The organism is Humidesulfovibrio sp. (assembly GCF_030689645.1).
In the GTDB taxonomy this organism is placed as follows: domain Bacteria; phylum Desulfobacterota; class Desulfovibrionia; order Desulfovibrionales; family Desulfovibrionaceae; genus Humidesulfovibrio.
In genome coordinates, this window is sequence record NZ_JAUYFU010000020.1 from 22752 (window position 1) to 35748 (window position 12997).

Below are 12997 nucleotides of genomic sequence, written 5' to 3' on the forward strand. Positions count from 1 at the left end.
CCTTGGCGCTTAGTCGCGCACGCAACGCAGGTAGCCGCGCGGGGCCATGCTCACGCTGAGCTTGGCGTCCATGGCTTCGTCGATGACGAAACGGTCATTGGTCTTGAGAAAGGCGTCCACGGCGGTCATGGGATTGTCGCCCAGGCCCCAGGGGCGGTCCGGGTAGAAGTCGCCGGGCATGATCTCGACCACAGTGTCGAAGACCACCAGCCAGCCGCCTTTTCTAACCAGGGGCGAATAGAGTTCCAGCTCACGCAGCACGTGTTCGTGGGTGTGGTTGGAGTCGAGGACCACCAGCGGGTTCTTGCATCCAGCCAGTTCGGCGTGCACGCGCTGGGCCATGGCCTCGTCGATGCTCGAGCCTTCGAACATGCGGATGCGCGGAGACATCGGGTGGGCCTCTATGGCGGCCCTGTTGTGGGCGCGGATGTCGATGTCCACGCCGAGCACGAAGCCGTCGCCGCCGAGCAGTTGCAGCAGCGAGGCCGAGTAGATCAGGCTGCCGCCGTGGGCGATGCCGGTCTCAAAGATGGCGTCGGGGCGCATATCCCAAACGATCTCCTGCATGGCGAGCATGTCTTGCGGGTACTGGATGATCGGGCGGCCCATCCAGCTGAAATTGTAGGAGTAGCCAGCCTTTGTGGATTCCTCGGTAAAGGCCTGCGCCGTGGTCTTGAGCTCCCGGTTCTGACCCATGGCGCGGATTCGCTCGGCGCGCTCCTGGATGAAGGCTCTAGCTTCGTCCACGGTATCCATCTTTTCCATGTGCGATCCCTTTGCAGCGGATGTCCTGCGCGTCGCCGGCGGCAAGGGCCGCGGCGAGTTTCGTTGTGTCGCCCCAGAAGCTCATGGGCTCATAGTCCGGGTAGGGGTAGCGGCCCAGGTTGAGCCGCATTGCGGCTCTGTGCAGGCGGAGATGCGCTTCCACCAGCGCGCGCACCGTCACCGGGTGGCCGCTGGCGCAATTGATGACGCCCGTGACCACGCTTTGCGCGGTCACGCGAACCAGTATGTCGGCGACATCCTCCACCGGAAGATAGTCGCGCAGCTGCTCTCCGCCGGACATGTCGAACTCCAGCATATTGTTTTGAATAGCCCGGTCAAGTTGGGAGAGCAAGGATTTTTCGGACTGTCCAGGTCCGTGCATATAGAATAGGCGTACCCATTGCAGCGCAGTGCCGCTCTCAGCGCAGAGGGGCTCAAGCGCCCGCCGCAAGGCGTCCTTGGCCCGGCCATAGGCCGTGGTGGGCTGTGGGGCGAGCTCCTCAGTCAGGGCTCCCTCCCTTAGTCCATATTCCAGGCAGGTGCCGGACACCAAAAGCCTTTTGGCTCCGCGGCTGATGAGCTGCGTCAGGAATTCCTGGTGCCGGGGCAGAACCTCTTCCTCGTGGACGTTGGATTTGTAGGCGTTGAGGTGCTCCCAGGCCAGGTGCAGAATGCGCCCGTGCCCGGCCAGGTGGTCCAGCTGCTTCGGCGAAAGCCGGGCCAGGTCGCCCTGGACGAACTCTACCTGGCCGCTCCAGGGCATAGCCCCGGCTTTTTGCGCATCGCGGCAGAGCACCGTGACAGGAACCCCGCGCGCCAGCAGCGCCCGCACCACATGAGAGCCGATGAAGCCAGTGCCGCCGGTGACCAGCACGCGCATATCCTTGCAGTCTGCCATGTTGTTGTTACCCCGGGTTGCACTCCAGGCCGGTGAGGAGGCAGGCAAGCTCCTCGTGGGCCTGGGCTCCAGCCGGGGAGAGGTACGTTTCCAGCGCGGCGATGCGCGCGGCCTGCGCCTGGGCGTCCTGGCTGGCGGCCTGGCCAGGAACAAGCACACGCGCCAGCCGGCGGGCGTACTTTGGAAGCTTTCGCCATAAAGGCCTGCGTTTGCCTCGGGCGCAGTAGCCGACCACAAATCCAGCGATGGAATCGAGCACCGCCTGTCGCGCCGAAGCCTCGTCCAGGCCGGAAACCTCGGCCATGATGTGGCTGAGCCGTTTCGTGAACAGGCCGTAAACTTCACGGTACTGGGGCGCGGTGCTGACGACGCCCAGATTGTCGCAGCGGGGGCCCGCAAGATCCACGCTGGGGATTATGTCCCGCACAGTGTGCAGGGTGGGCAGCACCGCCACTTTGCCCAGCATGGCCGCTACCATGCCCAGCGCCAGTTCCGAGGAGGCGTAAAAACGCTCGGCCTCGTGCCCTGGGCCAAAGCTGCGGCGCAGAACCTCTGCGCGCAGCACGGCGTAGAAGAGCGGCACATAGGGCTGGCAGAGGTCAAGCAGGCGCTGGCGGGGAACGTCAGACAGGATGCCCGCCCGGTGCGTGTCCAGGTAGCAGGGTTCCACAAGGCACCGGCCCGCTTGGCGCAGCACGCGCACATAATGGCCGTGCGCGCCCACATGGTCGGGGTGCGCATCCAAAAAGTCGGCGCAGCGGCGCATGCTGGCGATGTTGGTCAGGTCGTCGTCGGCGCAGAGCACCGCGTAGGGCGTCTCTACGGATTCCGCGAGGCGCTGGAGCTTGGACTCAAAGGGCATGCCCGGCAGGTGCAGGTAGCGGGCCATGGGGAAGTCCATCGCCAAGGCAAAGGGTTCCTGCGTGGAGTCGGCCACGATGACGTTTAGCCCGCTTGCCGCGTAGTGCCGCAGGGCGCGCGCCAGCAGGAGGGGCCTGCGGTGCGTGGGGATGAGTATGGTCAGTTGCGGGCTGTGCTGCATGGCTGGGGACTATGGTCCGCGCTGCGGGCTTTGTCAAAACAGACTTGTGCTTTGCGGAAAATCTGGCGCGTTGTTTGCGCTGGGTTTGCTGATTGCCTCCACTCCGGCCCCAGTGTTGAGCTGTTGCGTGTTCATGCGCCCTTGCTGCCCGGAGTAACGCGGGCTCCGGGCGACATGCGCACCAGGATGTCCATGAGGTCGTCCACTGCGCCAGCGCCCACCGCGCTGGCCTGGTGCCCGGACAGCAGGCTGCTCACGGCGCTCTCATCTGCGGCGCGCAGAGCCAGGCCCTCGGGGTCGCGCCCGGCGATGCGGTTCTTGGCGCGGCGAAAATACTTGGGCAGTTTGCTCCAGAAGCTGCGCCGCCGGGTCTGGCCGCAATAGCGCGAGGCGAACAGCGCCACAGCGTCGCGAACGGCCTGCTCCGCAGCCTGGGGAGCCAGCCCCTGGCGCTCGGACAGCAGCGCCGCTGCTGCGGCCACGAACCGGCCATACTCCGCAGCATGCTCCGGCAGGGTGGACACCTTGTCCAGCCCGTGGCGGCGGTTGGGATCCTTGGCCGCGCCGCTCGGCGCCGCCTCGCGCACGCCGAAAAGCATGGGCAGGCGCGCGTGCTTGCCGTGGATGGCGGCCACAAAGGCGAAAAGCATCTCCAGCAGGTTGCCGTTCTCCAGCCCCTCGGCCAGCCGCACGTAATCGCGCAGGGACTGGACGCGGTGCACCGCGTGGTTCACGGGCACGTAGGGCGAGGAGATCTCCAGCAGGCGCTCCGTGGCAAGGGCCGACTCCACGCGCACCTCCAGGGCCTGGGGATACGCGGGCCGCAGATGGATTCCGCCGGGTTCGAGCAAGGCGTTCAGGAGGTCGCCCTGGGCCGAGGAGCAGTCCGGGTTGGCCTCCAGAAACGCCTGGCAGGCGGCCACGGCGCGCGGCACGGTGAAGTCGTCGTCCGCGCAGAGGACCACAAAGGGCGTCTCCACCATGGGCGCAACCTGCGAAAGCTTCTGCACGTATCCCTGGCCAGGAAAGTGCCGGTAGCTCACCCGCGCGGGCAGCGAACCAGCCTCTGGCAGGGCTTGGGCGCTGGAGTCCGCCACCAGGATGTCTGCGTCCACGTCCCGGTAGTAGTCGAGCGCCCGGCGCAGGGAGCCGTGGCGTTCGTGGGTGGGGATGATATACGTGATGGGCGCGGCCATAGGCCAGAATCCTCCAGAACAACAGGGGCAAAACCTAGAGGGCTTGCGGCACGCTGTCAACAACAGGCCTACTTTCCCGCATTGGCAAAGGGACCGGATCTTGCATTGTCTTGTGTATCAGGCCACAATGAATTCTGAACTTTCTGACCTGCGGGCAACGAAAGAGGAGTGAGAATGAGCGCGTGGAAGGATTTTATGACCGATGTCGCCGGGCTTCTGGCCCACACTCAGACGCATACCCATGGCGGCGTGCGGTCAGATGTGGAGCAGGCCTTTGCCCACTGGGTCGACTGGGCCGTGCTCACCCGCAGTGCTGGCGGAACCGCCTACTTTGCTGGAAACGGGGCAAGCGCATCCTTGGCCTGCCATTTTTCCGCCGACTTGGCCAAAAATGGCCGCGTGCGCACCCAGGTGTTCACCGACCCCTCGCTCATGACGGCCCTGGGCAACGACGTGGGGTTCGACTCTGTGTTTTCCGAGCCCCTTACCTGGTTCGGGCGCGAGGGCGATCTGCTCGTCACAATTAGTAGCAGCGGCAATTCGCCCAACGTTATTAAGGCTCTGGAAGTAGCCCGCAGCAAGGGCATGCGTTCCGTGGCCCTTTCGGCCATGCGGGCCGACAACGCCAGTCGCCGCCTGGCCGACCTTTCGTTTTATGTTCCCGCGCATACCTACGGCCTGGCCGAAACCTGCCACGCAGCCATTCTGCACCACTGGATGGATTTGGTGGAGGCGCAGAGCCGGTAGCCTGGCGTCTCCCACCGGCGAGCCTGCGGAGTCCTGAGGGCGTATGCCCTCTGTTTGGGTCCAGAGGCGGCGTTCCCTGTTTCCCTGCTAAGCCTCCGGCGTCAGCGCCTCAATCTCCCTGGCCCAGCGCGGGTACTGCGCGGTCAGCGTGTCGCGGCGGCCGTGTTCGTAGTCGCAGAAGTCGAAGCCCGGGCTCACTGTGCAGCCCAGCAGGGCGAAGCGTCCGCCGGGGGCGAGCCGCGTTCCTTGCCAGACGCCGCGTGGGACGACCATTTGGGGCCGTTGCCCGGCGGGAATGTCTGTGCCGATGACATGGGTTGTGCCTGACCCGTCTGGATGCAGTTGCAGCATGTGCACTGGGTCGCCCAGGTAGAAGTGAAATATTTCGGTGCTGGCCACGCGGTGCAGGGCGGAGAAGCGCGTGGGCGTGACAAGGTAGTAGATGGCGGTGGCGCATGCGCGCGGGCCGCTTTGTCCCGGTCCGGCCGCCCCGGCGGGCAGAATGCGCGCCGAACGGTAGGTTTCGGCGTAAAGACCGCCTTCTTGGGGCAGGGGCGCAAGGCCCAGGGCGCGCACGATGGCGTTTATTTCCGGGTCGTCTGGCAGTGGCCCGCGAGGGTTGGTTCTCATTCTTGCTCCACTCTCGGCAGTTCGAAGTTTTGGCGCAGATACTGATTCAACGCCGCCAATTCCTGCCGCAGGCCTTCCACACAGTCACGAAACTGGCCGAAGTCTCCCTGCTGGGCGCATCTTTCCGCCTGTGCCGCCAGCAGCGCCGCCCGCGCCGCCCCGATGGCCCCCAGGGTCCCCCTGGCTCGATGGGTCGCAAACACTGCAGCCTCGAGGTCCTGGGTGTGCAGCACCCGGTCGAGGGCCTGTTCGATTTCCGGCAGGCTGATGTTCATGAACTGCTGCAGCATGGCTGCCAACAGGTCCTCGTGGTCGCCGAAGGTGCGGCGCAGGTAGTCATGGTCCAGGTGCGGTTCGATGGTCTGGCCGGCAGAAACGCCGGAATGTGGCGCAACGGATTCCTGAGCCAGGGCCGTGCGGTTGCGTGCAGCTGCAATAACCCGCTCCATGGCGGCGAAGAGCGTCGCCTCATCAGCTGGCTTGGCCACGGCGTCATCCATGCCGGAATCGAGGAAGTTCTGGCGGTCCTCGTGTGAGGCATAGGCAGTGAGGGCGATGACGGGGATGCCTGCGTTCTGCGGCCCGGCCCCGCCTTTGCGTATCCGCTTGGTGGCGGCGATGCCGTCCATGCGCGGCATTTGCACGTCCATGAGCACCAGGTCGAACTCCTGGGCCTGGAGCGCGGCCAGAACCTCCAGGCCGTCGCCCACGCACGTCGCGCGGTGCCCCCCGCAGACGAGCAGGTGCTCCATGAGCACGCGCCCGATGGCGTTGTCCTCGGCCAGAAGCACGCGCAGGCCCGCTGGTTGAGGCTCGCCGGTAACGGCCCCGGAGATGAGCGGCAAGGAGGCAGCAGGGACGGATTGGCTGGCCGCAATAGCCTCCCGGTTCAGCTCGAAGACGGCGCTGGCGCTGACGGTTGTGCCTTGGCCCAGGGTGCTGGCGATCTCAACGCCGCCGCCCATTTGCTCCGCCAGATTCTTGCAGATGGCCAGCCCCAGGCCTGTGCCGCCGTGCTGCTTGGCGTAGGAACTGTCGGCCTGGCTGAAGCTGTCGAAGATGTGCGGCAGGTAGCCGGGGTCGATGCCCATGCCCGTGTCCGCGATCTTGAAGACCAGGCGCACCTGGTTGTCAAAATCCTGCTCCGGGCCTGCCGGACGCGGCGCCAGGGCCACATCCACGGTTATGCCTCCGGTTTCGGTGAACTTCAGGGCATTGCCCAAAAGGTTGCGCAGCACCTGGCCCAGGCGTCCCTCGTCGCCCACCAGGGCGTCGGGCGCATCCGGGTCCACGCGCACGTCGAAGCTCAGGCCGCGCTCCCGCGCCAGCAGGGCCGTGGGACCGGTCATGGTCTCCAGGCTGTGGCGCAGGGCAAAGGGCGCGGGCCGCAGGCGCATCTGCCCGGCCTCGATTTTGGAGAAGTCCAGGATGTCGTTGACCACGGCCAAGAGCGCTCGCCCGGACTCTACTGCCATGTCGGCCAAATGACGCTGGTCCTCGTCCAGGCGCGTCTGGGCCAGCAGCCTGGTGGTGCCGATGACCCCGGCCAGAGGCGTGCGGATCTCGTGGCTCATGTTGGCCAGGAACTGGGCCTTGGCCTGGGTGGCGGTCTCGGCTGCGGCCTTGGCCCGGCGCAGGGCGTCTTCGGAGCGCTTGCGCTCGGTTATGTCCGTCAGCGCGCCCACATACCCGGTGAACGTGCCGTTGGCGTCGCGCAGGGCGGCGGCGCGCACCAGCACCCACTTGCGGATTTGCCCCGGCGAGAGCAGCCGGTATTCCGCCACAAAGTCCTCGCCTGTGCGGGTCATTACGCGGAAACCATCCAGGGTGGCCTTGCGGTCGGCCGGCGCCAGGGTCTTGAACCAGCCCAGGCCCAGCGCCGCGGACTTCTGGAACCCGGTGATGCCGGACCAGGAGTCGTTGACATAGGTGCAGCGGCCATTGGCGTCGGCCTGGAAGATGCCCACGGGCGACACCTGGGCCAGGGTGCGGAAGCGCTCCTCGCTCCTGGCCAGGGCGTCCTCGGCCGCTTTGCGTTCGGTGATGTTGCGGGCCGCGCCCACGGAGCCGATGACTATCCCCTGGTCGTTGACAAAGGGAGCCTTGCGGACCTCGTAGATCTCGAAGCGGCCTCTGTTGTAGCCGCATTCCTCGTAACGCCCTGCCGCGTGCTCATCAATCCCATCGGCATCAGCCTGGCCGCAGGCCAGCTGGATGGTGTGCCAGTTGGGATCATCCGGGCATTCGGCCTGGTTGTTTTCCCAGAAGTTGCGGTCCGTCTTGCCCAGGGCGGCCTGGGGGTCATCCACGCCCAGAAACTGCTCGCAGGTGGCCTTGTTGGCGAAAAGGTAACGGTTCTCCATGTCCTTGGCCCAGATCATGTCCGGCACGTTGTCGCACATGAGCCGGAGCATCACCGCCAGTTCGCGGTAGCGCAGTTCGCTCAGGCGCAGGGCCATCTCTGCGGTTTTGCGCTGGGTAACGTTCACGGCGTAGATGTTGACGTAGCCCTTGTCCACAAAAGGCGTCACGGTGAAGCTGTAGATGCCGCTGACGTAGGAACGCTCCGAGGTGCGCGGCTGGGCCGAGGCCAGGGCCAGGCGCAGCTCGCGCCTGAGCTCGCTGGGGAGCCTGCCGCCCACCTTTTGCCCCCAGCTCTCCAGCAGCGGCTCGGCCGAGGGGTTGGCGAAGAGCAGCACGCCGGTCTTGTCCGCTCGCAGCACCGGGTGCGGGTTCTCCACCGGGAACCGGGCCACCAGCGCGAGGCGCTCCTCGGCCAGCTTGCGTTCACTGATGTCGCTCAAGGTGCCGGACATGACCAGGGGACTGCCGTCCGGGGCGAAGCGGAACACCCGGCCGCGCTGGTGCGTCCAGACCCAGTGCCCCTCCTTGTGGCGCAGGCGCAGCTCGCAGTCATAATAGGGCGTCAGCCCGGCGAAATGGCATTCCAAGGTTTTTGCCGAACGCCCCAGGTCTTCCGGATGCGCAAGCCCCAGCCAGGTGTCGCTGTCCACGGGCTGAAGCTCTTCCAGGCTGTAGCCAACAATTTCGGCATACCGGTCATTGAGCGTGAGTTCGCCCGCGGCGATGTTCCACTCCCAGGTGCCTGCGTTGGTTCCCAAAATGACGTCGGACAGTCGGCGCCGCTCCTCGCGCAGGGCATCCTCGGCCTCTTTGCGACGGGTGTTGTCCACGTTGAAGCCCACAATGCCCGCGCGTCCGTCCGGGAACTGCACCTGACTTTTGAAGACCATGCGGTGCTCGGCTCCGCCGCCCTCCGTGGGCCATGAATATTCATAACTCACGGTTGCCCCCGGTCCGGCCTCCAGAACGCGCTGGTCCCATTCCCGGTGCAACCCGGCAAGCCAGGACGCCCCGAAATCCTCGATCGAGCGACCGATGCAATTGTCGATGGCGCCGACGCCGTGCATGTCTGCAAAAGACTGGTTCACCAGCAGATATCTGCCCTCGGTGTCTTTGCAGAAGAAGGTGTGCGGCAGGGTGTCGAGCAAGGTCTGCAGGAAGCGGTGGCTCTGGGCCAGCTTGTGCTCCGCCTCATGCAGGCTCGTTGTGTCGATGTTTACGCCCACCACGCGCAGCGCCCGTCCATTTGAGTCCAGGTGCGCCAGGGCCGAGGCCTCAACGTGCCTGATCCGGCCATCAGGGAACTGCACGCGGAACGAGGCCTCAAAGCGGCCCCCTTCGTCCGTGGCGGACATAAGGGCTTGGCGCACCGCCTCGCGATCCTCCGGGTGCACCCGGCACAGCCAATCCTCCGGGGTGCCGGTGCGGTTGCGGTCCTTCAGCCCGTAAAGCTCCTCCATCATTGGATCCAGGTGTAGGCCGCCGGTGACGAGGTTCCAGTCCCAAAGTCCGATGCGTCCTGCGCGCACGGCCATCTGGAAACGCTGCGTCATCTCGCGCAGGCCCTGCTCCGCAGCCTGCCGCTCCAGAATGCTCCACAGGCCGTCGATGAACAGCTTGAGCTGGGTGGCGTCCTCCTCGGTGTAGGGAGCCTCCTTGTTGGCCACGCCCACCACGGCGCGCACCCGCCCAAGGCTGATGACCGGCACGGACAGAAAACGTTTGAGCTCCACATGGCCTTCCGGGCAGCCGCGCTTGCCGGGATGCGGCGCGGAGTAATCATTCACCAGCACGCTTTGGCGCGAACGCACGGCGTCGCCCCAAAGGCCGATGTCGTCCAGATGGTAGGTGTCTTGGGCATCCTTCACGGCGCACATGTCATGCAGTCCCGGGGACCAGGAGTGCAGCGTGAATTGCCTGGCTTCGTCGTCGTAGGCGCAGATGTAGCCTATGGGACTGCCGGTCATGTCCAGCACCTGCTCCAGGGCGAAATCAAGAAGCTCCTGGCGCGAAGCCTGGTGCATCTCGTGCAGGCGCAAAAGGGCCGAACGGCGCAATTGGCGCTGGCGTTCGGCCTCTCGGGCGGCGTGCTTGCCGGTAATGTCCGCCACCAGGCCGCAGGAGCCCCGGAACTGCCCGTTGGGGTGGTACAGCGGGAAGGGCATGACCCGCACCATGCGCCTTGTTCCATCCCGACGCACGAGGCAGGTCTCGTATGCCTGGCGCGAGCCCTGGCGGCGCGCGGCCAGCCGTTCCGGGCCGAGGAGGCTTTCCTCCTCGGTGACCAGGGAGAAAATGTGGCGGCCTTCCAATCCCTCCGCCTCTGCAGCCATGATCCTCGCAAAGGCCGGGTTGGCGTAATTGATGCGCCCGAGCTCATCGCAGAGAACCACGCCCTGGTCCATGGACTCCACCAGCGCCTGGAAGCGGCCCTGGCTCTCGGAAAGAGCAGCTTCGGCCCGCACGCGGTCGGTTACGTCCTGAACCGTTGATAGGAGCAGGTGCTGCCCGCCGGACTGGAAGGGTCCGGAATGCACCTCAACGTTGCGCAGGGAGCCGTCCTTCAGCCTGTGCACAAAGTGGAACACTCCGCCCCGTGCGCCGGCCTCAGACAAAGTTGCCGCAAGCTCTTCTGGCGGCAGGGTGTTGAGGAGCTGGACGTTGGCCGACTTGAGCTCTTCCCGCGTGTAGCCGTAGAAATCCGCCGCAGCATGGTTGACGTCGCGAATGGCCCCATCCGTGGGATCCACCAGAAGGCCCACGGCCCGGTTGTTCTCGAACATGGCCTGATACATCGCGCGGCGCTCGGCCTCGGCAGACTCCGCCGCCTTGCTTTCGGAAATATCCTTTATGGCGCCGATGAAGAATCGGGCCGAGCCGTCCTCCCGGCGCGATACCCCCACGTTCATAAGGGTCCAGACGACCTGACCGTTCTTGCGCAGCATGCGCGTTTCAAGCTGATAGCTGTCTTTGCGCGCCTCCAGAACTTCGGCCAATATCTGGGTGTTCTCCGCCCTGTCGTCGGGGTGGGTGACGTCGAGCCAGCCCAGGGCCACAAATTCCTCACGCGTGTAGCCCAGAAGCCCCAGCAGCGCAGGGTTGGCGTCCTGGAAGCGCCCGGCAGGGCCGCCTACCCCGATGGGCACGCTGGAATGCTGGAACACGGCGCGGTTGTATGCTTCGCTCTGGCGCAGCTCTTCGGTCATCTGGCGAGCCAGGTTCTCAGCGCGGGCGCGGGTGCGGTCAAGGTTGCGCATGATGAGAAAGACCGCGCCAGCCAGCATTGCGCCAACAAGCAGCAGCACCAGGGGCTCGCGCCGCGCAGATGCGGAAAGCGGCTGTTCCGGCCAGCTGAAGGTCACAAGCCACGTGCGGCCATGAACGCCGAGGGAGACCGTGCGGGCATACTGCGCCTGCGCAGCGGTCGGCTTGTTGTACAGCAGATGCTCCGGGGCCGTTGCGCCATCATAAATGGCGAGGCCCAGGCGGGCGCTCTGGAGGCCAAGGGCGCCGTCAACCAGGTCTGCAATGCGAAAAGGGCTGTAGACAAAGCCCCGCAGGGCCGCGCGGCGCTCGGCCACAGTGCCCGTTGGCTGGCCCGCCCAGTACACGGGCATGTAGAACAGGCCGCTGGGATTGGGCTGGCTGGGATCATCCCGCGCCAGCGCGACCTTGCCCGTGAGCGTTATTTCACCGGTGTCGCGTGCGCGGTCCAGGGCGGCGCGGCGCGTGGGTTCGGAATAGAGGTCAAAGCCGATGGCCCGCTGGTTCAGCTCCTCCACGGGCTCGGTGGCGACAACCAGGCAGTATTCGTCGCGGCGGCCAGGGGGATGCACCGTGAAACCGGGCCGATCAGCCTGAAGCTCCTGCTGCTTTTGGGCGAGCATGCGCCCTGGCACATGGATGGCGTACCCGAGGCCCCGGGCTCCGGGGTGGTTTTCGGTGTGGCGCAGGCCGGACACGTAGCCCCGCCACTCCGCGTTGGTGACCTTGCTGCTGTTGTTGAGAAGGCCCACGCCGCCTCGAAGCAGCATTTCGAAGTCCTGGGTGCGCTCAACAAGCCGTCCTTGAACGAGAGCGACTTCGCGCTCAAAGTCCAGCCGATCCGCGCGGCGGTAGTCCGTGTGCGAGGCCAAGGCCAGAGCCGCCGCCGCCGCAAGGATGAGCAACGGCGGCAGCCAGATCTTCCAAAACGGCAATGGCGGGGCTGCTGCAAAGCCGTCGGGGGGGGGCGTCTTGCATTTGGGCATCAGGGCCTCGGGCGACGCGGCTTGGCGCGCGCCGCAGGAGTATGATCGCTTCATGAGTCGGGCAACATCAAAGAGCTACCAGAGCGCGTAGCCGCAAGCAAGGCCTCACTGGCTAAGGGCCGGGGCCCAAACAGCGTAGAACCCGGCCTGGGGCGGCAGCAGGCTGTCCAGGCTCAAATGGATGAGGGCAGGGCGCAGATCCTCGGCCTCGGCGCTGGCCTGATACCAGGTGGAGTCTGCCGCAGGGCGGCGGCGGTAGGTCACCACGCGGGCGTCTTCCGGCAAACCGGCCAGGCTGGCGGCCTTGGCCACGGCGTCCTCCATGTAGCCCACGGAATCGATGAGTCCAAGGTCCCTGGCCTCCTGGGCCGTGAACACGCGGGCCGAGGCCGCGATGGTCAGGGCGGCGGGTTCAAGCTTGCGGTGCTGCTGCACCAGATCCAAAAAGCGTGCGGCCTGGGCCTTGACCATGGCCTCGGCGAGCTTCTTTTCTTCCGGGGTGGAGTCGCGGAAGGGCGAGCCCATGTCCTTGTGCAGGCCGGACTTGCTCACGTCCACGCCCACGCCGATCTTGTCCAGCAGGCCCGCCACGCGGGGTTGCAGAAAGATCACACCCACGCTGCCCGTTACAGTGGTCGGGTGCGCGATGATGTGGTCCGAGGGCAGGGCCACGTAGTAGCCGCCGCTGGCGGCCAGGCCCATCATCACCGTCACCACCTTGGCCTGGGTTTCCTGACGGTAGCGCATGAGCTCGTGGTAGACGATGTCGCTGGCGGTGGTTGTGCCGCCAGGGGAGTCGACCTTGAGCAGCACGGCCTTGATGTCCTTGTCCTTTCTGGCCAGCTTGAGCTGGGCCGCGACTTCCTCCACTACGCTTTGCCGCGTGCGCAGCATGCTCTCGCGCGGGCGTTCGCTGATGAGCCCGTCCACGCTGATGAGCAGGATCTTGCCGCCGCCCGTGCCGGACAGGGTCTGCTCCTTGTAGGGAGCGCCCGGCGAGCCGAAGGGATTCACGTTGAACGCGCAGCCGGTGAGGGCTAAACTGACGAGGAGCAGAAGGGGAAGCAAGGCGGTTCTGATGGGGCGCATACGTCCTCCGTGGGGT

At 65.8% G+C, this 12997-nt stretch carries 8 protein-coding genes; 1 reads left to right on the top strand and 7 read right to left on the bottom strand.

Features of this window, described 5'->3' with window-relative positions:
• Positions 1-9: 9 nt before the first annotated feature.
• The 4 genes from Q8O35_RS02610 to Q8O35_RS02625 all read right to left on the bottom strand — a co-directional run bounded on the left by Q8O35_RS02610 (position 10) and on the right by Q8O35_RS02625 (position 3901).
• On the bottom strand, positions 10-765 hold the full coding sequence (locus tag Q8O35_RS02610; RefSeq protein ID WP_305570285.1) for a cephalosporin hydroxylase family protein: 756 nt from the start codon (positions 763-765) through the stop codon (positions 10-12).
• Positions 734-1663 carry an NAD(P)-dependent oxidoreductase gene (locus Q8O35_RS02615; protein WP_305570287.1) on the bottom strand — a complete coding sequence of 310 codons (930 nt, stop codon included), beginning with the start codon at positions 1661-1663 and terminating at the stop codon, positions 734-736. Before Q8O35_RS02615 ends, Q8O35_RS02610 begins: the two co-directional genes overlap by 32 nt.
• Before the next feature lie 7 nt (positions 1664-1670).
• The gene (locus tag Q8O35_RS02620; protein ID WP_305570289.1) at positions 1671-2705 is read right to left on the bottom strand and encodes a TIGR00180 family glycosyltransferase; all 1035 of its coding nucleotides are present in this window, start codon (positions 2703-2705) and stop codon (positions 1671-1673) included.
• A gap of 131 nt (positions 2706-2836) precedes the next feature.
• Positions 2837-3901 carry a TIGR00180 family glycosyltransferase gene (locus tag Q8O35_RS02625; protein WP_305570291.1) on the bottom strand — a complete coding sequence of 355 codons (1065 nt, stop codon included), beginning with the start codon at positions 3899-3901 and terminating at the stop codon, positions 2837-2839.
• Between the two features lie 174 nt (positions 3902-4075).
• On the opposite strand from Q8O35_RS02625, the gene Q8O35_RS02630 reads away from it, so the two are divergent.
• Positions 4076-4648, top strand: coding sequence for an SIS domain-containing protein (locus Q8O35_RS02630; protein ID WP_305570293.1), 573 nt, complete (start codon positions 4076-4078; stop codon positions 4646-4648).
• A gap of 87 nt (positions 4649-4735) precedes the next feature.
• Here the strand turns inward: Q8O35_RS02630 and Q8O35_RS02635 are convergent, their stop codons facing one another.
• The 3 genes from Q8O35_RS02635 to sppA are packed head-to-tail and all read right to left on the bottom strand — an operon-like array spanning position 4736 to position 12981.
• Positions 4736-5278: a cupin domain-containing protein gene (locus tag Q8O35_RS02635; protein ID WP_305570295.1), complete on the bottom strand. Its 543-nt coding sequence runs from the start codon at positions 5276-5278 to the stop codon at positions 4736-4738.
• Positions 5275-11946: a PAS domain S-box protein gene (locus Q8O35_RS02640; protein WP_305570298.1), complete on the bottom strand. Its 6672-nt coding sequence runs from the start codon at positions 11944-11946 to the stop codon at positions 5275-5277. The genes Q8O35_RS02635 and Q8O35_RS02640 overlap by 4 nt, the downstream gene beginning before the upstream one ends.
• 51 nt (positions 11947-11997) lie before the next feature.
• Positions 11998-12981, bottom strand: a complete 984-nt coding sequence (sppA, locus tag Q8O35_RS02645; protein WP_305570300.1) for a signal peptide peptidase SppA — start codon at positions 12979-12981, stop codon at positions 11998-12000.
• Positions 12982-12997 lie beyond the last annotated feature (16 nt).

Excerpts from the sequence above, each read along its gene's own strand:
- Q8O35_RS02610 (WP_305570285.1), bottom strand. The coding sequence starts at position 765 with ATGGAAAAGATGGATACCGTGGACGAAGCTAGAGCCTTCATCCAGGAG.
- Q8O35_RS02615 (WP_305570287.1), bottom strand. The coding sequence starts at position 1,663 with ATGGCAGACTGCAAGGATATGCGCGTGCTGGTCACCGGCGGCACTGGC.
- Q8O35_RS02620 (WP_305570289.1), bottom strand. The coding sequence starts at position 2,705 with ATGCAGCACAGCCCGCAACTGACCATACTCATCCCCACGCACCGCAGG.
- Q8O35_RS02625 (WP_305570291.1), bottom strand. The coding sequence starts at position 3,901 with ATGGCCGCGCCCATCACGTATATCATCCCCACCCACGAACGCCACGGC.
- Q8O35_RS02630 (WP_305570293.1), top strand. The coding sequence starts at position 4,076 with ATGAGCGCGTGGAAGGATTTTATGACCGATGTCGCCGGGCTTCTGGCC.
- Q8O35_RS02635 (WP_305570295.1), bottom strand. The coding sequence starts at position 5,278 with ATGAGAACCAACCCTCGCGGGCCACTGCCAGACGACCCGGAAATAAAC.
- Q8O35_RS02640 (WP_305570298.1), bottom strand. The coding sequence starts at position 11,946 with ATGAAGCGATCATACTCCTGCGGCGCGCGCCAAGCCGCGTCGCCCGAG.
- sppA (WP_305570300.1), bottom strand. The coding sequence starts at position 12,981 with ATGCGCCCCATCAGAACCGCCTTGCTTCCCCTTCTGCTCCTCGTCAGT.